A 22,697-nucleotide genomic window follows, 5' to 3' on the forward strand; every position below is an offset into this window, starting at 1 on the left:
TCCATACACACCAAAAACTAGCGTGGCGTCAACGGTGGCGAGGCTTTGCGCCCCTTGCCGGCAGTGAGGCCATCCAGCACTTCGGTCAGCGCCTCCAGCGATGAGCGATGCGGCATCCAACCCAGGAGGCGGTGGGCGCGGCTTGTGTCCATAATGGGTGCCCCGGCCGCCATGTCCACCCAGCCGCCGTCGGTTACCTGCAACCGCAAGCGCCAACTGACCTCGACGACGGCGCGCAGCACCGGGAGCGGTAACGGCAACTGCCGCCGGGCGTTGAGGATCCAGGCGAGGGCGTTGGGGTCCAGCACGGGCTCTGCGGCGATGTTGAACGCTCCTTCTGCGCGACGTTCCAGCACGCGCCAGTACGCATCGGCGACGTCGTCGGCGTGAACGGCCTGAAAAATCAGCTCGTTGGGAATGGGGAGAATGGGCAGCCAGGGCTTACGGGGAATGAGCCGCGGGAGAACGCTCCCCAGGAAGTAGCGACCCACTTCGCTGCCTGCCTCGGCGCTGAAGATCAGTGCCGGGCGTAGGCTAGCCACCACGATATCCGGATTTTCTTTGGCAAAACCATCCAAAAGCCGCTCTTGCGCTGCCTTGTCCACGCTGTAATGGGATCTCCTGATACCGCCGGCCGGCCACCCTTCCTTGGTCCGTTGATCCTTGGGGGCGGGCGAATAGGCACCAACCGATGAAGCACAGACGACGTGCTTCAGGCCGGCCTTCCTGGCCGCGCCCAATACGTGGGCTGTTCCTGCCACGTTGGTCCGGCGCAGAAGTTCGCGATCGTGATTTGGCTGGATCTGCCAGGCCAAATGCACCACGGCGTCGGCACCTGCGAAAGCTTTCTCCAGTGCTTCCCGGTCCCTATAGTCGCCAACATCCAGCTTGTGCCATTCCACCGCGTTGTAAGGGGCTGCGCTCTTGTCGGGTTCGCGCCGGGCTATCCCCACGAGGTCAAGGGCCGCGCCCTCTTCCGAGCGCGCAGCCTGCAACCGCTTCAGCAACGCCGTACCTGCGTTACCGGTGGCTCCCGTGATGACTATGCGCATGAAACTCTCCCTTCGCGTTCCTGCAAGGCCATTCAGGCATGCGGGTTCTCGCCTGTGGAGCGAATGCGCTCCAGTACCGCCGTCGTGGAGTGTTCCGGGACATAATCCAAAATCGTCACCGTGCCGCCATAGCGCTCCACAGCCGCGGTCTCGGCCAGCATTTCCGGCGTGTAGTCGCCACCTTTGGCGTACACATCGGGCTGCAGCATCTCGATGAGCGGGATGGGTGTTGGGGTATCGAACACCGTGACGTGGTCCACGCAACTGAGCGCGGCGATCACGGCGGCACGGTCCGCCTCGGGATTCACGGGCCGGTCCTGCCCCTTGAGCTGCCGCACCGAGGAATCGCTGTTAAGTGCCACCACCAGGACATCGCCCAGTTGCTTGGCCTGGTTCAGGTAGCGGGTGTGGCCGCGATGCAGGACGTCGAAGCATCCATTGGTCAGCACGATCCTCCGGCCCTCCCTGCGATGGGCCTCTATTTGCCTGGCCAGTTCGTCGGCAGTCAACGCAGTATCGGCGAACCCGCCGAGGTGTCGGGCAAGTTCCTCGGTGGTGCAGATGGACGTGCCGGGCCGGTGGACCACCACATCAGCCGCGGCTTGGGCGAGGTCAACACTCGTAGTCAGGGGCAGCCCGGCCGCGCGCGCCAAGGTCAGCGCAGCTACGAACGTATCGCCGGCGCCGGAAGCCTGCTTCTCGGCTTCCGGCCTGGCCCAGGTCCGGTGGTTGGCGAGGGATCCGTTCTTTTCGTCACCGCTTGCGTCCGGATCGCTGGAACGCAGCGTCAGTGTCCCGTCACGGTCCAAAGTCACGACGACGGCGCCCGCACCTGAGGCGCGAAGGAGCTGGTCCGCGTGGGMCTCCACGAAGGGGCAACGTGCAGCGCCACCGGGAAGCTCTGTTCCGAGCAGCCCGGCAGCTTCCTGGGCGTTCGGGGTGGCAAGATCCGGTTTGAGGTCGGCCCACCGGGCAGGATGATGGGCATCGACCACCAGGAGGGTGCCCTGCTTGTGGCTGGAGCCAGGGTGAGAACCAGTCTGAGGACTACGTGCGGGTCCGAGTGCATCCATTAAAGCTGCACGCACCGGCCCCACCAAGGCACCGGCCTCATAGTCACAGAGCACCACGGCGTTGGAACCCGCCAGTGCTCCCGGGATGGTGGCCGCCAACTCCTGGAGGCCCTCCGGGGGAACGTCAGTGGCGGCGTCATCCAGGCGAAGCATCACCTGGCCGGCGCTGCTTATCCGGAACTTGGTGGTGGTGATCATGCCGGGATGCTGCACCACGCCTGATATGTCGATGCCGGCAGCCGCGAGTCTCCCAAGGAGCTCCTGACCCGCAGTATCCTGGCCCACCAGGGAGACAAACCTGACGTCCGCGCCAAGGGCCGCCAGGTTCATGGCAGTATTGGCGGCTCCCCCGGGGGCGAAGTCGCGGCGCTTGACCTGGACCACCGGGGCGGGAGCTTCGCGGCAAAAGCGCTCAATCAGCCCATCCCACCAACCGTCCAAGATGGCGTCGCCGACGACCGTAACCACGGGCCGTTCCTCGGCCAAGCGACGCGGCAGCCACTCGGCCAAACCTTCTTGATTGGATAGGCGTGCCATTGGGTACCTTCCGGTAGAGGCGGCATGTTCCTGCTCCCCTCAGGTACCCCACAGCCCGCGGTTCACACGCCGGGTTCGGTAGTTTTCCACCACCTTTGACGAAGGGAAGTCCAGATGGTCGTTCAACCGAATTCAGGCGTTGGCCCGGTGCTGGAGAAGTTCCCGGACGTGGAACGGATCGCGGTCCTCAGGGGTGGCGGCCTGGGCGATGTGATCTACGCATACCCTGCGCTCTATGCCCTGAAAGCGGCCTATCCTGAAGCCGCGATCACGCTCTTGGGCACGCCGATCCACGCAGCGTTGGCGGCCGGGACAGATGGGCCCATTGACGACGTCGAAATCCTCCCATTCGCCAAAGGCGTCCGCGACGGCGACCGCAAAGACGGCGGCCCAAATGACGGCGATCAAAACGACGATACCGAAGACAGACTTGCCCAAGAGGAATTCTTCTCCGCCATGCGCGCCCGCAAGTTCGACCTCGCGCTGCAAATGCATGGCGGCGGCCGGTACTCCAACCCTTTCCTGCTCCGTCTGGGGGCGCGGCACACCGTGGGCACCCGAACCAAGGACGCACAACCCCTGGAGCGGAATCTCGATTACATCTACTACCAAAACGAGCCTGACCGATGGCTTGAGGTAGCAGGCCTGGCGGGCGTCCCAACCATCATTTCTCCACCCTTACGGCCCCTGCCCGAATACCAACAAAGCGTCCAAAGTCTGCTTAATCCCCAACGGGGTCCCCTCCTGGTGGTCCACCCAGGTGCCAGCGATCCGCGGCGGCGATGGCCGGCGTCGTACTTTGCTGAAGCCGCGGCGACCATGGCGCAGGAAGGTACGCAGGTGTTGGTGGTGGGTGACCGCTCCGAAAAGGCGCTGGCCCAGGAAGTGGCAGAACTCGCGGCAAGGCAACTGACGAACAAGGAGGCCGTGCGCTCAGTTGCCGGCGAACTGGAGATCGGCGAACTCGCGGCGCTCTTGGACGCGGCCACCGTGATGCTTGCCAGCGACAGCGGTCCCCGGCATTTGGGGCAAGCCCTTGGAACACCAACCGTCGGAATCTTCTGGGTAGGCAACGTCTTCAACGCAGGGCCCCGAGGCCGGAGCCTGCACCGTATCCATATGTCGTGGGTGACCGAGTGCCCGGTGTGTGGGGCGGATGTGACCCAGGTGGGCTGGTCTGCACAGCACTGCGGCCACGACGACACCCTGATCAGGGGCATCGCCGTGGCCGACGTTGTTCAGGACGTGCATGACCTTATGGCCACGAGCCTTCTTCTGCGGGGCAAATAAGGAGCTCGCGGACCTCGCTGCCGAACGGCTGCGACAACGCGAACACCACGGCTTGCGCCACATTCGCAGGATCGTTGAGCTTGGAGTCGTCCTGCGGCTTGTATTGTTCGTCGCGGTCATCAAAGAAGTGCGTCTTCATGCCCCCCGGAATGATGGTGGTGACACCAATGACTCCCCCGGTTTCAGCGGCCAATGCCCGGCTGAATCCTATGACGCCGAACTTGGAGGCGCAGTACGCCGTCGCGTCCGGCAGAGCCCGCAGGCCCAGGGTTGAGGCGATGGTGATGGCCCGGCCCCGGGATTCCTTCAAGTAGGGCAACGCCGCACGGACCACGGAAACGGTGCCCAGGAGATTCACTCCAATCACCTTTTCCCACTCGGCTGCTGGAACGTCCGCCAACTTGCCACAGCGGTCGATGCCCGCAGCGGTCACGACTCCGTCCAGGCCGCCGAGGCTTTCGGCTGCCTCCTTTACAGCCGCTTCCACTGATTCACGATTGGAGACGTCGACTTCAAGGGCTTTCGCGCCGGACACGTTGCTGATGTTGCGGTCGAAGACGAAGGGAGTTCCTCCGGCGTCACGGATGGCATCGACGATCGCAGCGCCGAGGCCCGAGCCGCCTCCGGTGACGATGACGCGGCCGGGAATTTGCGTGTTCATACGGTTCCTTTCGGTGGTCGATTCTTTGTTGGCAGGTACGGTCAGCTGACTTTGGCCAGTGCTTCAGCCAGGCCGCTGGTGGAGCGGGCCGGATGGAAGGGCACCGTAACGCAACGCCCTCCCCACGCAGCCACGAGGCTGGCTTCCGGCAATTCATCGGGTTCGTAATCTCCGCCTTTGACCCAGATATCGGGCCTGAGTTGGTCCAGGCAGGCCTCGGGGGTGTCCTCATCGAAGACCACCACGGCATCAACACAGGACAACGCGAGCAAGAGCTCTGCCCGGTCCTCCATGCTGACGATCGGCCGGTGCATGCCCTTGAGGCGCCGGACAGAATCATCCGAATTCAAACAAACAATGAGGCAATCGCCCATGCTGCGGGCTGCGGCCAAAGTCCTGGCATGACCGGCATGCAAGAGGTCGAAGCAGCCGCCGGTCGCCACGACGGTCCCGCCCTTCGCGCGGACTGTCCGCGCGAGTTGGATTCCGGGTTCCAGGCCCGGAAAGCGGCCAAAAAGCTCGACGACGGGACTCGCCTTTGCGCTTACAGGCTGGCTGGCTGGCCCGTCGCCTCCGGTTGCAGCGTTGCTCGTATCCATGGCCAGGGAGGAGGCCCCACCCTTGGCGAGGAATGCAGAGGCATCCTCAACAGCCCTGGCCGCAGCAGCAGGCAGCGCGAGTCCCAGACCCAAATACACGGCAAGGCTCCCGGCCAAGCGGTCCCCGGCACCACAAGGATCGTCCACGACTGTCTTCGGAGCGGGGATGACCTTGCCCGGCCCCGCAGCTTCCACCAAAACCGCACCGTTTTCGCCGGTCGTGACCAGGACAGCATCGCTGCGCCAGCGATCCAGCAAGTGTTTCCCCGCGTCCTGCGCATCAGTCGTGGATGGATCCAGCCCGGCGGATTTGGCAGCGGCCCGGGCCTCTGCGAGGTTGGGCGTCACGACGGCGATACCCGGCACCGGCTCCGAACCGGCAGGGTGCGGATCCCACACCACCGGTACGTGGCGTGCGGCGTCGGCGAGCGCAGTGCGAATGTCAGCATTGGCCGTGATTCCGCGGCCATAGTCGGCCACGACAACCGCTTCCGCGGAGGCAATGGCTGCGAGCATCTCCGCGGTGCATGACGGTGAATGAGCTGGGGCACATCCTTCATCGAACCGGACCATGGGGTGGGTGCCAATACGTACGCGGGTCTTGGTGGGCGTTGGGGCGAGCGGGGCTCCGGTGAGTACGGCGACGCCGGTCAGGGCGCGCCTGAGGTGGCTGGCGCCGTCGTCGTCCGATAGCGCGGTGACCAGGGCGACGTCGTGACCGTCGCGTGCAAGGAGGGTAGCCACGAGACCCGCGCCGCCGGCCCGACGCCGGATATGGGCGACGTCCACAACGGGGACAGGCGCGTCGGGGCTGAGCCGCGTGGCGGTGCCGTTGATGTCAACGTCCAGGAGGAGGTCACCTACCACTGTCACTTTCATGGTTGCGCTCCGTCTCCGATCGTGCCGGGCACAGTCCGCCTCGCGACTTCCGCATCGAAGGCACGGCACACCGCGTGGACGGCAATGAGGTGGCCTTCCTGGGCGTTGGCGGCGATGGCTTCCACTGTGATGGCTTGATCGCAGGCGTCGGCCAGCGGGTTGGGGCCAGCGCCCGTCAGGGCCCAGGTGGTGATGCCGCGTTCGTTTGCTGCCCTGACGGCGTTGAGAAGGTTCGGGCTGCGCCCGCTCGTGGAGAGCAGGATGAGGACGTCCCCTGCACGGCCGTGTGCCCTGACCTGGCGGGCGAAGACTTCCTCGTAGCCGTAGTCGTTGGAGAGTGCCGTGAGGGCAGAGGTTTCGGCATGCAGGGAAATCGCCGAGAAGGGCGCGCGTTCGGCATCGAACCTGCCCACGAGTTCGGCGGTGAGATGCTGGGCTTCAGCCGCCGATCCCCCATTGCCGGCGGCCAGCAGCCGTTGTCCGGACAGGAGCCGGTGGGCGAGTTCTGTTCCCCATTCGGAGAGGCGGGCGGCTTGCGAGCGCAGGGACTCAAGCGCTGGAAGTACGTTGTCCAGATGCGCGGCAACCTCTGCTGCGATCTGTGGTCCACGTGCGGCTGTGTAGGCAGACCCGCTCCACCCCACGGGCACGGTGTCCGGGACGGGCTGCGTGGTGGGCGTGATCCTCTTGGGAACTGTCGATTCTGTAGTCACAGTGCTGTTCCTTCCAGTGGTTCCAGGCCTTCGCCAGCCTGCCGGGACAGACCCGCGGCCAAGACGGACCGGTACGCTTTCTCGGTGTCTGCGGCGATCCGGTCCCAGGAGTAGCGTGAGCGGGCGCGGCGGTTTCCGGCCCGACCCATTTCGGCACGCAAGGTGGGGTCCGCGAGGAGCCGCCCCACGGCGTCGGCAATTGCTTCGGGGTCCCGCGGCGGTACGTGCAGTCCGGTTTTCTGGTCGACGACGGTCTCCCGGAGTCCGCCAACAGCAGCGGCCACAACGGGCACTCCGCAGGCCATGGCCTCAAGGGGAACAATGCCGAACGGTTCGTACCACGGCGTGCAGACCACGGCGTCGGCGCTGCGGAAGATTCCGGGCATCGCGTCGCGCGGGACCTGGCCCCGCATGGTCACTTTGTCCTCCACGCCAAGTTCTTTGGTCAGCGCGCGTAGTCGCTGGGCTTCCGGGTCCTCTTCAAGGTTCAGGGCATCGCCGGAGCCCCCGACGATCAGGAGCTCGACGTCGTCGAAGCCAGCGTCGGCCAGGAGAGGCAGGGCTTGGATCACCAGGTCCACGCCCTTCCTGGGAACCAGGCGGCCAACACTCAGGATGCGGTGTGTGCGGGACCTGCTTTCTGGTTCTCCTGTGCCTGGGAAGAGGTTAAGGTCCACGCCGCAGGGCGCAATGGAAATCCTTGACCGGCCAATGCCCAGCGCTTTGAGCTCAAAAACCTCGTCAGGGCAGGTGGCGATTACCCAGTCCGCGGTGCGCCCTACCCACGGCTCAAGCCAGGCACGCGCGGGTGGGCTGGTGTCAGCTGAACCTTGGTGCCTGCGCTTGACCGAACCCAGTGCGTGGAAGGTCTGAACTACTGCGATCGGCTCAGCTGCACCAGCGCGCCTGGAAGCCTGGATCGCGGCCAGTCCGGACATCCAGAAATGCGCGTGGACTACGTCCGGGACCAAGCCCGCCCAGTCCCGGCAGATGCCATCAGACAGTTCACCCATGAACGGAAGCAGCTCGTCCTTGGGGATGTGGCGGGCCGGACCGGCGTCGACGTGTACCACAGTGAGTCCCGGCGCAACCTGCACCTTTGCAGGCAGATCCGGATCATCCCGCCGCGTGTACACGGTGACTTGGTGGCCACGGCTGGCCAGGCTCGATGAAAGGGCCGCCACGTGGACGTTTTGCCCCCCGGCGTCAACGCCTCCCAGGGCGGCCAATGGACTGGCGTGTTCGGAAACCATGGAGATTTTCATGGGTGCGTCCTCTCTGTGTCATGGCTGACGGACTCCGGGCCGGGTTGCGGGCGGCGTTCCGTGTTGGGGGGCTGGTTGTTGGGGACCTGCTTTTCGGGAATCTGCTTTTCGGGAAGACGGGTATGGGTAGGTGAGGGGCGGGCCGTGGGGAGATCGGCCAGGAGTTCATCCCAGGCCTGATGAAATTTCCCCAGCCCATAGCTTTCCAAGGCTGCAGCCCGGGCCACCATCCCCATCGCGTAGGCGTCATCGGGCTCATCCAACAGGCGCCGCGCGAACCGTTGCAGTTCGTCCAGGCTGTTCGAAACAAGGCCGGCTCCCGGAGGGATGGCGCGCGTCGCCTCCGTGGTTGCCAGCGCCAGAACAGGCATACCCAGGTGCATGGCTTCGAGCAAGGCCAACCCGAGCGATGTCCAGCGAAGGGGATGCAGGTAGAGCCGGCAGCGGGCGAGTTCCTGATGCAGCCGTGGCGCGGGTACATCACCTGAGATCCGCAGGCGCTCCTCACTCAGGCCGAACCCCTTCAGGTTCAGCGCTTCCGGCAAGGCCTCCGTCCCCATTCCGAACACCCTCAACGGCCCCACTCCAGCGAAGCCAGGGAGGAGGTCCGTACCCGTCACTCGGCCGCGACGGACGGGTTCGTTGACCACCACTCCCATCTCTTCGCGTTCACCGGTATAAAGCCGGCCCGGATCGGGGATGCCGTGCTCGATTACAACTGTTGGCGTGGATCCGGTGTCCCAGAAGAGTTGGTTGAAGTGCGTCACATGGACCACGGGGATAGTGTGCTGATCTGCCAAGGGATGGAGCGTGAATGGAACGTCGCCTTTGGGAGTGTTGTGCTCAAGGTAGACGGCAGGCAGGTCCACCCCGGGCCTGCGACCAAGCTTCCGAGCAACGGCGGCGATCTCCTCCGGACGTTGCAGGACCACAACGTCCACGCTGTCCGGATCAACGGTATCGAGGTCAATTTCCTGCGCGGCGACCGGCCACTCACGGCCGCCTCGCCCCAAACCCCAGGCCCCGCCGTCGGGCTCGACAGGAAGGAGGTATTCGTGCGGGCCCCTGACGAACGCCTCCATCCATCCTCCGTGGATGTGCCAGACCAGAATCCTCATGGTTTCCACACCTTTCTTCGGGTGCTGAGGGAGGAGACTCCCCCCAACAGCCGTTCCACCGCCTCCAGGACTTGTTCAGGGGTAACTGAGCTCAGGCACGGGTGGCCCGGGACCGGGCATACGCGAGCCCTGGTGTTCCTGCAGGCTGCTTCCTGGTCGCCAAGCAGTTCCATCGGAACGCCGTAGGGCGCCCAGCGGATGGCAGGAACCACAGGTGAAAACAGGCACACCACCGGCGTGCCGACCGCTGCGGCCAGATGGGCGGGCCCCGTGTTGCCGGTGACGACGACGGCGGCCCCCGCGAGTACCTTTGCCAGCGTGCGCAAGTCTGTCCGGCCGCCGAGATTGTGTGCCGAGGGTCCTGCAACGGTTGCCGTCAGCGACGTTTCGCCAGGCCCTCCCGTGACCACCACGCGGTGCCCATACGCTTCAAGGAGTTCCACGGTGGCTGCGTGGTGGAGTGCGGGCCACGCCCTCGCCGGAGCGGCTGCACCGGGGTGGACCACGATGTACGGGCCCTTTTGGGTGAGTTCGTCCACCAGCTCCTCGGGTTCGTCCAGCGGGTTGATGTGCAGCTTGCCGTCGTCGCCGCGGGGAAGCTGGAAGCCCGCTGCCTGCGCAATCCCCAGAGCACGCACCACTTCGGGCTGGTCCTCGGGGAAGTCTTCGCCAGGTTTCAACCGGACGTCCAGCAGGGAGCCGGCGTAGTCAGTGGAGGCGCCCGTGATGCGCTTGACGCCTGCCAGCCGCAGCAACAGTGCCAACGGAAGCGGGGACTGGTGGAAGGACGTGAGGATCACAGCTTCCTCAATCCTGGAGCTGCGCACGAACTCAATCAGGCCATTGGTCAGCTCAGCCGTCACGGCTGGCCCCGGATTGACGATCCATGGGCACGGCCAGGTGTGGACCTGGGTGACTCCGGGGAGCATCTCCGCAGCGCCGGCGCCTTCGGGCCCGCAGAGGAGGACGACGTCGTTGCGTCGGCTGCCGTCCGGCCTGCTTCCGTTCGCCACGGCACGGAGGGCGGGTCCAGCAAGGAGAACATCGCCCATGCTGTCCAGTCGGGCTACCAGGACGCGGCTCATACAGGTGCGTCCTGCCTGGCGTCGGGTTTCGGCGATGCCCCTCCTGTCGCGGTGGTTGCGGTTGTCGCGGTCGTCCCGGTTGTCCCGGTTGTCGCGGCATCAAGCAACAGCTCGACGGCGGTCAACAGGTTCTCCGCGACCACCCCTGCCGCCTCAATTTCGTCGGCCCGGGTCACGTGAGTGGGCACGAGTACTGCCTGCGAGCCGGCCGCCGTCGCTGCTTCCACGTCGGCGCCGATGTCCCCAACAAAGGCAACCTGGGACGGGTGCAGCCCCAGTGTGCTGCAGGCGGCGAGAATCATTCCCGGCGCAGGCTTACGGCAGGTACAACCATCAGCTTGCCCGTGCGGACAGATTTCCCACACATCGAACGGGCCCAGGAGCTCATCCACCCGCTGGTTCACGGCGAGGACCTGATCAAAGGTCAGCAAGCCACGGGCAATGCCCGACTGGTTGCTCAGCACGCCTGTTGCCAGTCCCGCCCGGCGTACGCGCGCCAGCGCCAAATGGGCACTTTCCATGGGCCGCACCAGTTGCGGGTCACCGTTATATGGCACGTCAACGACGAGCGTTCCATCGCGGTCAAACAGGACCGCTTTCAACGTTCCAGTTCCTCCCATACCCGCAACGTTCCCCAGTTCTCCCGACACTAAACAGCGTGGCGGCGAGAAGTTTCCCTGCGGCGCCGGCGCTGGCCTTGGCCGTTAGACTCCTAGCGGGAGGTCACCATGGACACAGCCGAAAAGAACGGACAACCCCTGCTGCTCGCCCTGCGCGCCCTGAAACTCGGGGACCTCCTGGTTGCCGTTCCGGCGCTTCGCGGCCTGCGCCGGGCGTACCCCGAGCACCGCATTTTGTATGCGGCGCCGGCCTGGATTTCGGAGGCCCTGGAACTGGTGGGCGGCATCGACCACCTGCCCACGCCGGGCCTCGATGATCCACTGAGCATCCCCCCAGGCGTCGTGGACGTCGCCGTCAACCTGCACGGGAACGGACCCGAAAGCCGCCAACGAATCAACGAACTTCGCGCGAAGCGGGTGCTCGCCTACCAAACTCCCGGCCTCGACGGACCGGTTTGGACAACCGGAATCCCTGAGCGCGAGCGCTGGGCCAGGCTCCTCAACTGGTACGGCATCGACGCCGATCCGCTGGACTACCGACTCAACAAACCAAACATTCCGTCACCCCGGCCCGGCGCAACCGTTATCCATGTGGGCGCCGCCTACGGCAGCAGGCTCTGGCCGATCGAGCGATTCGCCGAAGTTGCCGTCGAACTCTCCCGGGCAGGGCACGATATCGTGCTGACCGGGGGCACGTCCGAGCGCGAGCGGGCAGTGGAGACTGCCGCCTTGGCAAACCTCAAAGGAGCAAACCTCGACGGCGGCGTCCTGGCTGGGCGGCAGGGCCTCGCAGAGTTCGCAGCAACCATCGCGGATGCTCGGCTCGTCGTTTCCGCGGACACCGGTGCGGCCCACCTGGCGTCCGCCTATGCCCGGCCCTCCGTGGTCCTGTTCGGCCCCGCTCCTGCCGAAGAATGGGGTCCGCCGCCTGGACCGCACGTGGTGCTTACCGCCGTCGAACTCCGCCGTGGTGACGTTTTCGCCGCCGATCCCGATCCCGCGCTCCTTGCCGTGACCGTCCGTGACGTGTTGGATGCCGTGGACGGGTTGGGCTGCTGAGTCCTGCTGGTTGTTGTTTGCTTATTGTGTTTATTAGGTCGCTGTTCCTACGGCGCAGTTCCATCCTGGAGGTGCGCTTCCTCATCCAGTAACTGTGTCTGCAGGGACACCAGGATTTTGGAAAGCCGCCGCGAGACCTGCATTTGGGACATGCCCAGAGCTTCCGCGATGGTGGACTGCGTTTCCTCCCGGTAGTAGCGGCGATACAGAAGGTGCCTGTCCTCAGCGCTCAGGTCCCGGATGGCATTGCGCAGGGCGAGCACGTCCTCCAGCCGATCCGTAGGGCATCCGAAAGCGGAAAGGCATCCTTGCAGTCCGTCGCGGCCCTCTGCAGCAGGGGCGTCGAGGGAATCCGGCCGCTTGCTGGTGCCGGCCATCAACGCTTCCCTGACTTGGCAGGGCTCCAGTCGAAGGTCCGCCGCCACTTCTTCCGGCGTTGGGGTCCTCTGGAGGGCTTGGGTCAGTTCCTCCGTCCTGGCGAGGACTTGGCGCCGCACATCCTGGATGGGCCTCGGTGGCCGCACTACCCAGCAGTGATCGCGGAGATACCTTTTGACCTCGCCCGCAATGGTCGGGGCGGCGTAGGCGGGGAAGCTGACACCCTTGGTTTCATCGAATCCCCGGGCCGCCTTTATTAGGCCCATGTACGCAACTTGCCGGACGTCGTCGATGTCGTGCGTGTGGGCGGAATACCTGGCGGCAATGGACTTTGCGAGATTGAGATGGTCCAAAACCAAGCCGTCTTGAAAGCTTTGACGGATGGTGCTCTCCGGCGCAGGAGGCCGGGTTTGGACGTCGTGTGGTCGGGTTTGTCGCATGTGGCTTCAATCCTTAGACCTGCTCGGAGTGAGTGAGCCCACGGCAAGACTCCTTAAAAAGAGAAGCACACTTACTATTAGCTTTCAACGGGTATTCAGGACTAGGCTCGAAGGGTAGCCGCATCCAGGGATCGGAGATCCACGTGGAAGACCAACAACTCACCGAACCGCATCTTGTAGCAGCGGAGATCCAGGACCTGCTTCTGGACACACCCGACGTGGAGGCCTTCCTGACCGAGCTTGCACGCCACTCAGCGGCGATGTTCACCAAACCTGACAATGAAGTCTTTTGCGGAATCACCATGCTTCGGCATAGGGCGACGGCCACCGTGGCCAGCAGCAGCGAGCGAGCGCAGATGCTGGACGAACTCCAGTATCAGTTCGCAGACGGTCCCTGCATCCATTGCTGCCGGGTAGGCACCCAAGTGCATATTCCGGACTTTGAAAAAGACAACACGTGGCCTGAGTACAACGACCTGGCTCTAGCGAATGGTGTTCATTCCGTCCTCGCTGTGCCTTTCCCGCTCACGGATGACACCGCACGGGCAGGCTTGAACCTCTACTCCGAACGCCCCAACGGCTTTGACCAGATCGCCGTCCAGAGGGCCAGCGATTATGTGCAGCAGGCATCCAAGGGCATTCAGCTGGCAGTGCTCATTGCGCAACACAGCCAGACAGCCGCCAACCTTCGCGCAGCCATGGCCTCGCGGACGGTCATCGACGTCGCCACGGGCATCATCATCGCCCAAAACAGATGCAGCCAGGCTGAAGCCGTAGAGCTGATCAAAAAGGCCTCAAGCAACCGGAACGTCAAGCTCCGGGATGTTGCGCAGGCAATCGTTGACTCAGCCGGTGGCGGCCCCGTCCAGACCCATTTCACTTAAACCCCTCACCTAAACCACAACAATCCAAATCGAGGTGTCTCTCATGCAAACCGTCACGAAGGCCATCGAGGTAGAGGTACCGGTTTCGGTCGCCTACAACCAGTGGACCCAGTTCGAAAAGTTTCCCGAGTTCATGAGCGGCGTGGAAAACGTCCGCCAGATCAACGATTCAACACTCCACTTCTCAACCAAGGTCGGCGGAGTCCGGCGCGAATATGATGCCCGCATTACCCAACAAGTTCCGGATACCGTCATTGCGTGGGAAAGCATCGACGCACCCCGCAACGCCGGCACAGTCCGCTTCGACAACCTCGGACCCGAGCACTGCGGCGTCAACGTGACCCTCGAATGGGAGCCTGAAGGATTCGTGGAGAAGGCCGGCGCCGCGCTCTCCGCCGACGAGATGCAGGTGGCCGCGGACCTGGACAAATTCAAGGACTTCATCGAGGACCGCGGCCGCGAAACCGGTGCCTGGCGCGGGCGGGTGGACTAAGGGGTCCGGCTGCTACAGCACGCTGCGCAGAACCAGGGCGGCGCCGTCGTCGAATACTGACGCGGTGACCTCATCCGCGACGGCTATTACTTCCTCGGGAGCCTGGCCCATCGCCACTCCCCTGCCTGCCCATGTGAGCATCTCGATGTCGTTGCGGCCATCGCCCACCGCCACCGTGTTGGCCTGTTCCGTGCCGATCCTCTGGCGCAGGGCCTCAAGCGCGCTGGCCTTGGTGACGCCCTCCGCGGCAATGTCCAGCCATGCCGTCCAGCCCACCGAGTACGTCACGCCGGAAAGGCCGATGTGGCGGATGGCGTGGTTGAAGTCGTCCGAGGTGTTGTCACTGCTGAAGACCACCACGCGGACAGCCGTGGCCTCCAACATGGTCTGGAAGTCCACGCCGATTGCCTCGACGCCAAAGCTGGCGTCCTGGAAACGCTCCGTGGAGAGGAAGTTCCCGTCTTCGTCCTCCAGCGCGTACTTCGCATTGGGCAGGCGTTCGCGCAGGGCCTTCAGAGCCGGAGCGGGATCGAACGTTGCCTTGTGGATGATCTCGTAGCCGGCCTCCAAGGTGGGAACCAGTCGAAGCGTCACGCCGCCGTTGCAGCACACCGCGTAACCACGTTCCAAGCCGATTTGCTCGATGATGGGCAGGGTGGCATTCAGCGACCGGCCGGTGGCGATCATGACGTCGTGCCCGCTTGCCACTACCTCTTGTGCAGCCGCCCTAACCCCGGGAGACATGTGGCCGTCGTGGTCCACGAGCGTGCCGTCAACGTCCAATGCGATCATGAGTTTGTTGTTGTCATTTGGCTGGTCATCGATGCCAGCAACTGGAGTGTCAGTCAAAATAGTCATGGTTCCAGTAGAGCAGACACCTCTGACACCGCACTAGGACCGAGGACACAGCACCGGATTAACGCCGCGTGAACACTCCGCCCCTCACTCCCCGCCCGCACCAGACACCCTCCACCGGACCTGTCGTACCCGCCGGCTCCCTCCGCCATCGAAAGTTGTTTCCATGAAAGAAACAGCCGAGTTCCTGGTGTCCACGCAACAGAGAGCCAACTCGGGAGATATTCGTTCGCTCAGCAGGCGATTTACGAAGGGTGAGCTGGTCAGAGTGCGCAAGGGAGTCTACATGGACAAGAGCCGGTGGATGTCCCTAAAGCCTTGGGAGCGCTACTCCGCGACCATCAGGGCAGTCGCTCTGGAACTACCTTCTGCACACTTTTGCTACGAGACGGCGGCCGTACTCTGGGGGATGCAGGTTGTCGGAATCCCGGCGCACATCCATTTGGCCAATTCGTCATCCAGCCACGCGGGTTCCAAGCGACCGACTACTCAGGCCTCCGGAGGCACGAAGTCTGGCAGCACAGGACTGGAGCGCACCAAGAGTTACGGCATCTATCGCCATGCCTATCAAGCGAGTCCAGTACACCTGAACGGGCTGACCGTCACGGACCTTAATTCAACAGCGGCTGACGTAATGGCCCGGCTTCCCTTCGCACGGGCGGTGGTTCTAGCGGATCACGCCATCAGCCCAAAAAGGTTCGGAGCTTCGGCCGCCAGCGTTGAAGACCTGCATCTTGCAGGAGAGAGCCTGGCATCCGCCGCAAAGAGACTCTGGGTCAGCTCAGTCCTTGACTTCGCCGACGCTCGCTCGGGATCAGCTGGCGAGTCCCTGAGCCGTGCGCAGATGCATCTACTTGGTTTTCCAGCCCCCGAGCTTCAGGCCGAATTCCATGACGCCTTGGGATTCGTTGCCCGGACGGACTTCTACTGGCGGGAACTCAAGATTATTGGCGAGGTCGACGGAGATGCAAAGTACCTCAATGACGAATACCTCAATGGGGGAACTGCACGTGAAACCGTGCTCAAGGAGAAGAAACGCGAGGACCGACTCCGTGCCATGGGCTTCCACGTAGTGCGGTGGGACTGGACCACTGCCATCAGGCCGGAGAAGCTGCTTGCAAAGCTCGAAGCAGCCGGACTTTCCAGGACAAGAAACCCCGCCCTACGGACCATTCACCGCCGCGCGCGAGGGTGAATGGTCCGTTGGGCGGGGTCTTCCGCGGAGAGAACTACAGGACCGGCAGAACCTCAAGCCCGCCAATGTACTTCTGCAGCGCCTTGGGAACGTTGACCGAGCCGTCCGGGTTCTGGTGGTGCTCCAGCAGGGCAACGATCCAGCGGGTGGTGGCCAGGGTGCCATTCAGGGTTGCGACGGCGCGGGTGCCCTTGGCAACGCCTTCCTCGTTGATCACGCGTTCGCGGATGTTGAGGCGGCGGGCCTGGAATGTGGTGCAGTTGGACGTGGACGTGAGCTCGCGGTAGGCGTTCTGCGTAGGAACCCAGGCTTCGCAGTCGAACTTGCGGGCCGCGGACATGCCGAGGTCGCCTGCAGCCGTGTCGATCACGCGGTAGGGAAGCTCGCACTTGGCCAGCATTTCCTCTTCCCAGGCAAGCAGTCGTTGGTGCTCCGCGGCTGCTTCTTCAACCGTGGTGTAGATGAACATCTCCACCTTGTTGAACTGGTGCACGCGGATGATGCCCCGGGTGTCCTTGCCGTGCGAACCGGCCTCGCGGCGGTAGCAGGAGCTCTGGCCGGCGTAGCGGATGGGGCCGGCCGAGAGGTCCAGGATCTCGTCTGCGTGATAGCCCGCGAGGGCCACCTCGGAGGTTCCCACAAGGTAAAGGTCGTCTTCGGCGAGACGGTAGATCTCGGCGTCGTGCTTTACGTCAAAGCCGGTGCCCTGCATGGTCTCCGGGCGCACCAGAGTGGGGGTGATCATGGGGACGAAGCCGGCCTCGATCGCCTGGTCCATGGCCATCTGCAGAAGTGCCATTTCCAACCGGGCGCCAACACCGCGGAGGAAGTAGAAGCGCGCACCGGAAACCTTGGCGCCGCGTTCCATGTCGATCGCGCCTATCAGTTCGCCGATTTCCAAATGGTCCTTCGGCTCGAAATCCGTGAATTCGCGCGGGGTACCCACGGTCTTGACCACAACGTAATCGTCCTCGCCGCCCTCAGGAACACCATCCACGATCAGGTTGGGGATGCCGCGGAGCAGCTCTTCCTGTTTGGCCTGGGCAGCAGCGGCTTCAGCGGAAGCGGCCTTCACCGAGTTGGCCAGTTCCTTGACCTCCGCCAGCAGAGCCTGCTTTTCCTCACCCTTTGCCTGGGCAACCCTCTTGCCGAAGGCGTTCTGCTCGGCACGGAGGGTTTCGTGGCGGATCAGCGCGGCGCGGCGATCGGAGTCTGCGGAGATGATCGCGTCCACAACAGACTCGTCGGCGCCACGGGCGCGCTGGCTGGCACGGAACTTGTCCGGATTTTCGCTGAGGTCTTTTACGTCGATCACCACACAAGAGTATCGAATGGGCCGCTGATTTCCCGTGCGGACCCAGAGCCGTGCAAGCGCCGAAATTAACACCGTGAAATCAGGACTACGCAGGGCGATAGTGTTGGAGCACCATGAGCGACTGGATCCTGTACGTGATTCTCGCTGGGGGCGTGGCGTTTGCCGTCTCCAGTTGGTGGGGTGTGCGCCGGTTGAGAGCCCGTCACATCAGGAGCGCGGTTCGGGAGGACACGCACAAGCCGGAGCCTGGGCATCAGAAGGTTGCGGTGATCCTCAACCCTGTGAAAAACAAGTCGATCGAGGCCCGCCAAGCAATCATCGACGCATGCGACCTCGCCGGTTGGGACAGCCCACAGTTCTTCGAGACCACCCTGGAGGACCCCGGTTACGGGCAGTCGCGCCAAGCGCTGGAGTACGGGGCCGACGTCGTTCTTGCGTGCGGCGGCGACGGCACAGTGCGTGTCGTGGCTGAGTCGCTGGCGCATAAGGGCGTGGCGATGGGCCTCATCCCGCTGGGTACCGGCAACCTTCTGGCTCGAAATGTCGAACTGGACGTCAACGACATCGCCGACTGCATCCAGATCGCCCTCTTTGGCCATCAGCGCTTTATCGACACCGCCACCATGGCCATAGACAACGACATCACGGGAGAATCATCCACGCACACGTTCCTGGTGATCGCCGGCATGGGCCTGGATGCCGAGGTTATTGGCGATACCAAGGAAGACTTGAAGAAGACCGTGGGTTGGCTGGCCTACACCGAGGCTGGGGTCCGGCATCTGCCCGGCCGCCGCAAGCGAGTCACCATCACCATGGATGACCAGCCTGAACAGGCCCGGAAAATCCGCAGCGTGCTTTTCGCCAACTGTGGCCTCATTCCGGGAGGTATTGATTTCATTCCGGAAGCCATGATCGATGACGGCATGCTGGACATCGTCGTCATCAGCCCCCGCAGTGCCTTCGGATGGATTGCGATGTACGCAAAGATCCTGTTCAAGCACAAGCGGAATCTGCCGGTGATGAATTTCTATCGCTCCGGCAAGGTCACCATTCGCAGCCAGGAACCTATGGCGACCCAGCTCGACGGCGACCCCGCGGGCGAGGCCACGCAGGTCACCGTTCAGGTCCAGCCGGGTTCGCTGTTGGTGCGGGTACCGAAGGCTCAAACCCTCTAGACTGCGCCCTTCTCGGGTTGGGCCGCATTTGCTGCGGCTGCTTCGGCCGCCGCCTTCGCGGCAGCCCGGGCCTCGGCCTGCTCACGGATCATCGCTTGTTCTTCTTCAAAACGGAGTCGATCCGCGCGGTCAGCTTCGTCGCCGTCCCAGTCGTCCTTGTTCTCGCCGGAGGGCTTGGGATTGACGATCATGCCCTGGCCGTCTTTGTCATCTCGGTGGACAGACATGACCGCTCCCTTCTTTTGGGCATTCATCCATCGTTTATGGATCAGGCAAGCATACGCACACTTGCATCAGCGCGAAAGGGGTTGAAGGTTCAATTATTTAGCCCCAGACCCAGCGCAACCTAGCCCTTCAGAATCGATTGGACCCACGCATGAGCGGAGGCAAACGCGGCATCCGAAGTATGTGGGGCAACCACCGCAGCTTGCTTATCGGCACGAGCATAAGAGCCCAGGAAACGGGTTGCCGGGCTGATTCTGTGCAGACCAGCCAAGGCATCAGCAACACGGGAATCCGACGCATGACCGTCGGCATCGATGCTGAAGAAGTAGTGGCCAAGGTACTGGCCGGTGGGGCGTGATTCGATGCGGCTCAGGTTGACCCCACGCGAAGCGAACTGGTCAAGGATCTGCATGAGGGCACCGGGGTGGTCCTCCGGCAGCGGCACAACAACCGTCGTCTTGTCGGCACCCGTGCGTTCAGGCAAGGCACCCGGCCGGCTCACCAGGATAAAGCGGGTGACTGCGTCCGGGTTGTCGCCAATGTTTTCAGCCAGAACGTTGAGTCCGGGTTGCTCAGACGCGATCAGCGGCGCGCAAATAGCGGCGTCGTAGTGCGCATCTCCCTCAAGGAGGCCCATGGCTGATGCGGCGGTAGAAGAACCGGGGACATAGTCCGCGTTCGGAATGTTTTCATCCACCCACAGGCGGCATTGAGCCCACGCGTGGCCATGTGTGGAAATGCGCTTAATACTCGAAAGCACGACGCCGGGCCTCGCCACGAGCACGAAGGTAATAGGAACCAGCGCCTCACGGATGATCCGGAGTTCCGGGCCGGTGGCAATGGAATCCAGTGTCGCAGTCACGCCACCCTCCACCGAGTTTTCGATGGGAACCATGGCGGCGTCGGCCTCGCCATTGCGCACCCGCTCGAGCGCCGTGTTCACGTTGGTACAAGGAATACGGAAGGCATCAGCGGCCCCGGGGACCTGCATGAGGGCGGTCTCAGTGAACGTTCCCTCAGGGCCCAGAAACGTGTAGGTCGGTGCTGACATTGAGTATTCCTTGGTGGTTATATGCGTGGGAAAGGCTAGCCGGAAGTTAGAGAACCACTGGCTTGAGGCCGTTGTCAGACACCATCGGCCGGCCGGCTTCGAACCACATATCCATGCCACCGGCGACGTTCACGGCGGAGTAGCCCTGGCCAACCAACCACTGGACTACTCGGAAGGAACGGCCACCAGTACGGCAGATGACGAAAAGGTCGTCGTCCGGATCCAGTTCATCCAAGCGGTTCGGCAGTTGATCCATGGGGATATGCCGTGCACCTTCAACGTGTCCGGCAACCCATTCATAGTCCTCACGAACGTCCAGGATGCTGGCATCAGCCGGAATATCGCCCACAGGCACGGTTTCGAAGTCGCTCATGGCGGTTCCTTCCCATCGATTCAGGTCATCATCCAGCCTAGTCGCAGCGGCCGCGAAGCGAGACGTCGCTTGCGCGCCGCGGTTACGGCACTAAGACTGGGACGCAAGGACTCCCTTGAATCGGCTGTTAGGAGCAGGACCATGGCGGCTGGCCAACCCACCATCCTCGCAACATCCGGCGGTTACAAGCCAGGCAGCCGGACCCGCATCGAGTTCGACCACCTCATGCACTACGCCGTGGAGTTATCCGGAGTAAGTGGCCGCGCACCCCGTGTGACCCACATTGGTACGGCCTCGGGTGACCAACGCTGGTGGGCAGCAGAGGTGGATCAGGCCGCCCGCATCGCCGGGTTTGATTTCGCTCATCTGAACCTCTTCACCATGCCCAATATTGAGGACCCCGAAGCGCATCTTCTGCAGCAGGATGTGGTGTGGGTCCACGGTGGTTCGGTGGTCAATCTGCTTGCCGTGTGGCGGGCACACGGCCTGGATGGAATTTTGCGGAAGGCTTGGGAAAGCGGGGTGGTCCTGGCCGGCGTTTCCGCGGGTTCCATTTGTTGGTTCAAGAGCGGCGTGACGGACTCCTTCGGGCCTGAATTGCAGCCGGTGACCAACGCGCTTGGCTTCCTTCCTTACGCCAACGGCGTCCACTACGATTCCGAGCCCCGCCGCGCTCCTGCCATCCACAAGCTCGTGGCCAACGGCACGCTGGGCGAGGCGCATTGCACCGACGACGGCGTGGGGCTGGTTTACCGGGGCACCGAACTTGTGGAAGTGGTGTCCGAAGTCAAGAACAAGGCTGCATTCCGGGTTACTGCAGGTGCTGGCGAGAGCGTCGACGCCATCGCCGTGGAGGAACGGTTGGAGTCTCGTTTCCTTGGTTGATCTTTCCCCTCAAGCCCTCAGCGCTGTGGAGCTTCGCGATGCCCTCGCATCCGGCGAACTGTCGGCGAGGGAGGCGACTAGTCATTTCCTTTCCGTCATCGAGGCCCGCAACAGGCACTTGGGCGCCTTCATCACCGTTACCCCAGAGCAAGCGATGGCCGACGCCAGCAGGGCAGACAATCTCCATTCGAAACTGCGCAGCGATGGCCGCCTTTCTGAGTTGCCGCTGTTGCATGGTGTGCCCTTGGCCTTCAAGGACCTCACTGACGTGGCAGGCATTCCCACTACTCACGGCAGTGCCGCGTTGGAGCACAAACCTGCGCCGGAGGACGGCGCCCTCGCAGCCACTTTGAGAGGCCAGGGCGGCATCTCGCTTGGCAAGACGCAGGTTCCGGAGTTCGGACTCACCGCGTACAGCGAAAACCGCATCGCACCGCCGTCGCGCAATCCCCATTCCTTAAGCCGAAGTTCCGGTGGATCGTCCGGCGGAAGCGCTGCCGCCGTGGCAGCGGGCATGGTTCCGTTCGCTCCCGGGACCGACGGCGGCGGTTCCATCCGGATTCCGGCCGGTGCCTGTGGACTGGTGGGACTCAAGCCCGGGCGCGGCGTGGTGGCGTCCGGAGCGAGCGCGGGCGATGCAGCTAAATTGGTGGTCGCCGGACCGCTGGCGCGTACGGCGACGGACGCTGCCCTGCTGATGGATGCGCTGGTCCCCCGCGAACAAGCGCCCGACGGCGGTTATCTCGCCAACGTTGGCCACGCCCCAACGCCGCTCAATGTAGGCGTGAGCCTGGATAGCCCGTGGGCCGGCGTTTTCCCTTTCGAGGTGGAACAGGAAGCATTGGACGCCCTGGCGCGTGGGATCAAGCTGCTTGAGGAGGCGGGGCACGGTGTTGCGGAAGCGGAGATCCGCTACGACAACCGCTACCCCGAGGCGTTCACCGCAGCTTGGACTGCCGGCGTCGGCAGTGCGCGAATCGCACCCCAGCGCGAGGCGCTCCTGACCCCGCTCACCCGGACGTTCCGTCGTCGTGCGCAGCAGCGCAGCGCGTTGAAGGTCAATGAAGCCCTGAGTTTCCTCCGGCAGTTCGAGCTCGACACGATCGCGCAATACGCGGAGTGGGACGTCGTCCTTATGCCCACGCTGGCGCAGACACCGCGCCCGATCGGCTGGTTCACGGGCGGCGGCCACAGCAGCGAGCCGTGGCCCAGCGAATGGGCCGGTGATGCGGACGAGGACTACAAAAGGCAGTGCGAGTACGCGCCATGGTCCTCCATGGTCAACGTGTCCGGGTTGCCGGCGATCAGCATTCCTGTCCACGTGACAGCAAGTGGCCTGCCGATGGGCATTCAGGTGATCGGGAAACAGGGCTCTGAGCTGCAGCTTCTCCAGCTCGCGGCCGTTCTGGAGGCCTTTCAGTAAGCGGGAATGTGTGGTTGTCTACCATATGGAAAGTGGTTGCCATGGGCACCTTTC

23 protein-coding genes are annotated in these 22,697 nt (G+C 63.6%); 8 read left to right on the plus strand and 15 right to left on the minus strand.

Going from position 1 to position 22,697, the window contains the following annotated elements; all coding sequences use genetic code 11:
- Positions 1 to 17: 17 nt before the first annotated feature.
- Together AB4Y87_RS15200 and rfaE2 are read right to left on the minus strand one after the other, a co-directional pair.
- A complete protein-coding gene (locus AB4Y87_RS15200; protein WP_442005164.1) occupies positions 18 to 1,052 on the minus strand; it encodes an NAD-dependent epimerase/dehydratase family protein in 1,035 nt (344 codons plus the stop codon).
- A 32-nt stretch (positions 1,053 to 1,084) separates the two neighbouring features.
- Complete coding sequence (gene rfaE2 / locus AB4Y87_RS15205; protein WP_442005165.1) at positions 1,085 to 2,662, minus strand: D-glycero-beta-D-manno-heptose 1-phosphate adenylyltransferase; 1,578 nt, start codon at positions 2,660 to 2,662, stop codon at positions 1,085 to 1,087.
- 114 nt (positions 2,663 to 2,776) lie between these two features.
- Between rfaE2 and AB4Y87_RS15210 the strand changes: the two genes are divergently transcribed.
- The gene (locus AB4Y87_RS15210) at positions 2,777 to 3,952 is read left to right on the plus strand and encodes a glycosyltransferase family 9 protein (RefSeq protein ID WP_442005166.1); all 1,176 of its coding nucleotides are present in this window, start codon (positions 2,777 to 2,779) and stop codon (positions 3,950 to 3,952) included.
- Here AB4Y87_RS15210 and AB4Y87_RS15215 read toward each other — a convergent pair.
- From AB4Y87_RS15215 to AB4Y87_RS15245, 7 genes are read right to left on the minus strand one after another with little or no spacing between them, the layout of a single operon-like run.
- A complete protein-coding gene (locus tag AB4Y87_RS15215) occupies positions 3,918 to 4,613 on the minus strand; it encodes an SDR family oxidoreductase (protein ID WP_442005167.1) in 696 nt (231 codons plus the stop codon). The two genes, AB4Y87_RS15210 and AB4Y87_RS15215, sit on opposite strands and share 35 nt — an antisense overlap.
- Before the next feature lie 41 nt (positions 4,614 to 4,654).
- Positions 4,655 to 6,091, minus strand: a complete 1,437-nt coding sequence (locus AB4Y87_RS15220; protein WP_442005168.1) for a PfkB family carbohydrate kinase — start codon at positions 6,089 to 6,091, stop codon at positions 4,655 to 4,657.
- On the minus strand, positions 6,088 to 6,804 hold the full coding sequence (locus AB4Y87_RS15225; protein ID WP_442005169.1) for a D-sedoheptulose-7-phosphate isomerase: 717 nt from the start codon (positions 6,802 to 6,804) through the stop codon (positions 6,088 to 6,090). Before AB4Y87_RS15225 ends, AB4Y87_RS15220 begins: the two co-directional genes overlap by 4 nt.
- Positions 6,801 to 8,069, minus strand: coding sequence for a glycosyltransferase (locus tag AB4Y87_RS15230; RefSeq protein WP_442005170.1), 1,269 nt, complete (start codon positions 8,067 to 8,069; stop codon positions 6,801 to 6,803). Before AB4Y87_RS15230 ends, AB4Y87_RS15225 begins: the two co-directional genes overlap by 4 nt.
- On the minus strand, positions 8,066 to 9,187 hold the full coding sequence (locus tag AB4Y87_RS15235; RefSeq protein WP_442005171.1) for a glycosyltransferase: 1,122 nt from the start codon (positions 9,185 to 9,187) through the stop codon (positions 8,066 to 8,068). Before AB4Y87_RS15235 ends, AB4Y87_RS15230 begins: the two co-directional genes overlap by 4 nt.
- Positions 9,184 to 10,272 (minus strand): glycosyltransferase family 9 protein, encoded by a 1,089-nt coding sequence (locus AB4Y87_RS15240; protein WP_442005172.1) that lies wholly within the window; start codon positions 10,270 to 10,272, stop codon positions 9,184 to 9,186. The genes AB4Y87_RS15235 and AB4Y87_RS15240 overlap by 4 nt, the downstream gene beginning before the upstream one ends.
- Positions 10,269 to 10,892 (minus strand): D-glycero-alpha-D-manno-heptose-1,7-bisphosphate 7-phosphatase, encoded by a 624-nt coding sequence (locus AB4Y87_RS15245; RefSeq protein WP_442005173.1) that lies wholly within the window; start codon positions 10,890 to 10,892, stop codon positions 10,269 to 10,271. The genes AB4Y87_RS15240 and AB4Y87_RS15245 overlap by 4 nt, the downstream gene beginning before the upstream one ends.
- Before the next feature lie 108 nt (positions 10,893 to 11,000).
- On the opposite strand from AB4Y87_RS15245, the gene AB4Y87_RS15250 reads away from it, so the two are divergent.
- Positions 11,001 to 11,951, plus strand: a complete 951-nt coding sequence (locus AB4Y87_RS15250) for a glycosyltransferase family 9 protein (RefSeq protein ID WP_442005174.1) — start codon at positions 11,001 to 11,003, stop codon at positions 11,949 to 11,951.
- A gap of 47 nt (positions 11,952 to 11,998) precedes the next feature.
- On the opposite strand, the gene AB4Y87_RS15255 is transcribed toward AB4Y87_RS15250, so the two are convergent.
- Positions 11,999 to 12,769 carry a sigma-70 family RNA polymerase sigma factor gene (locus tag AB4Y87_RS15255; protein ID WP_442005175.1) on the minus strand — a complete coding sequence of 257 codons (771 nt, stop codon included), beginning with the start codon at positions 12,767 to 12,769 and terminating at the stop codon, positions 11,999 to 12,001.
- 143 nt (positions 12,770 to 12,912) lie between these two features.
- On the opposite strand from AB4Y87_RS15255, the gene AB4Y87_RS15260 reads away from it, so the two are divergent.
- Together AB4Y87_RS15260 and AB4Y87_RS15265 are read left to right on the plus strand one after the other, a co-directional pair.
- On the plus strand, positions 12,913 to 13,653 hold the full coding sequence (locus AB4Y87_RS15260) for an ANTAR domain-containing protein (protein ID WP_442005176.1): 741 nt from the start codon (positions 12,913 to 12,915) through the stop codon (positions 13,651 to 13,653).
- A 43-nt stretch (positions 13,654 to 13,696) separates the two neighbouring features.
- Positions 13,697 to 14,146, plus strand: a complete 450-nt coding sequence (locus AB4Y87_RS15265) for an SRPBCC family protein (protein ID WP_442005177.1) — start codon at positions 13,697 to 13,699, stop codon at positions 14,144 to 14,146.
- A 12-nt stretch (positions 14,147 to 14,158) separates the two neighbouring features.
- Here the strand turns inward: AB4Y87_RS15265 and AB4Y87_RS15270 are convergent, their stop codons facing one another.
- Entirely contained in the window at positions 14,159 to 15,004 is an 846-nt protein-coding gene (locus AB4Y87_RS15270) for an HAD family hydrolase (RefSeq protein ID WP_442005178.1), read from the minus strand.
- Between the two features lie 163 nt (positions 15,005 to 15,167).
- On the opposite strand from AB4Y87_RS15270, the gene AB4Y87_RS15275 reads away from it, so the two are divergent.
- Entirely contained in the window at positions 15,168 to 16,196 is a 1,029-nt protein-coding gene (locus AB4Y87_RS15275; RefSeq protein WP_442005179.1) for a hypothetical protein, read from the plus strand.
- A gap of 34 nt (positions 16,197 to 16,230) precedes the next feature.
- On the opposite strand, the gene serS is transcribed toward AB4Y87_RS15275, so the two are convergent.
- Entirely contained in the window at positions 16,231 to 17,511 is a 1,281-nt protein-coding gene (gene serS / locus AB4Y87_RS15280) for a serine--tRNA ligase (protein ID WP_442005180.1), read from the minus strand.
- A gap of 113 nt (positions 17,512 to 17,624) precedes the next feature.
- Between serS and AB4Y87_RS15285 the strand changes: the two genes are divergently transcribed.
- The gene (locus AB4Y87_RS15285) at positions 17,625 to 18,686 is read left to right on the plus strand and encodes a diacylglycerol/lipid kinase family protein (RefSeq protein ID WP_442005181.1); all 1,062 of its coding nucleotides are present in this window, start codon (positions 17,625 to 17,627) and stop codon (positions 18,684 to 18,686) included.
- Here the strand turns inward: AB4Y87_RS15285 and AB4Y87_RS15290 are convergent.
- The 3 genes from AB4Y87_RS15290 to AB4Y87_RS15300 all read right to left on the minus strand — a co-directional run bounded on the left by AB4Y87_RS15290 (position 18,683) and on the right by AB4Y87_RS15300 (position 20,335).
- A complete protein-coding gene (locus AB4Y87_RS15290; RefSeq protein WP_216924263.1) occupies positions 18,683 to 18,913 on the minus strand; it encodes a hypothetical protein in 231 nt (76 codons plus the stop codon). The two genes, AB4Y87_RS15285 and AB4Y87_RS15290, sit on opposite strands and share 4 nt — an antisense overlap.
- A 119-nt stretch (positions 18,914 to 19,032) precedes the next feature.
- Positions 19,033 to 19,962, minus strand: a complete 930-nt coding sequence (gene pheA, locus AB4Y87_RS15295) for a prephenate dehydratase (RefSeq protein ID WP_442005182.1) — start codon at positions 19,960 to 19,962, stop codon at positions 19,033 to 19,035.
- A 46-nt stretch (positions 19,963 to 20,008) separates the two neighbouring features.
- Positions 20,009 to 20,335, minus strand: coding sequence for a rhodanese-like domain-containing protein (locus AB4Y87_RS15300; protein WP_442005183.1), 327 nt, complete (start codon positions 20,333 to 20,335; stop codon positions 20,009 to 20,011).
- Between the two features lie 141 nt (positions 20,336 to 20,476).
- On the opposite strand from AB4Y87_RS15300, the gene AB4Y87_RS15305 reads away from it, so the two are divergent.
- Both AB4Y87_RS15305 and AB4Y87_RS15310 read left to right on the plus strand, forming a co-directional pair.
- On the plus strand, positions 20,477 to 21,220 hold the full coding sequence (locus AB4Y87_RS15305; RefSeq protein ID WP_442005184.1) for a Type 1 glutamine amidotransferase-like domain-containing protein: 744 nt from the start codon (positions 20,477 to 20,479) through the stop codon (positions 21,218 to 21,220).
- The gene (locus tag AB4Y87_RS15310) at positions 21,213 to 22,643 is read left to right on the plus strand and encodes an amidase (RefSeq protein ID WP_442005185.1); all 1,431 of its coding nucleotides are present in this window, start codon (positions 21,213 to 21,215) and stop codon (positions 22,641 to 22,643) included. Before AB4Y87_RS15305 ends, AB4Y87_RS15310 begins: the two co-directional genes overlap by 8 nt.
- Positions 22,644 to 22,697: the final 54 nt, after the last annotated feature.

It is taken from the genome of Paenarthrobacter sp. RAF54_2 (genome assembly GCF_052113945.1).
Classification (GTDB): Bacteria; Actinomycetota; Actinomycetes; order Actinomycetales; family Micrococcaceae; genus Arthrobacter.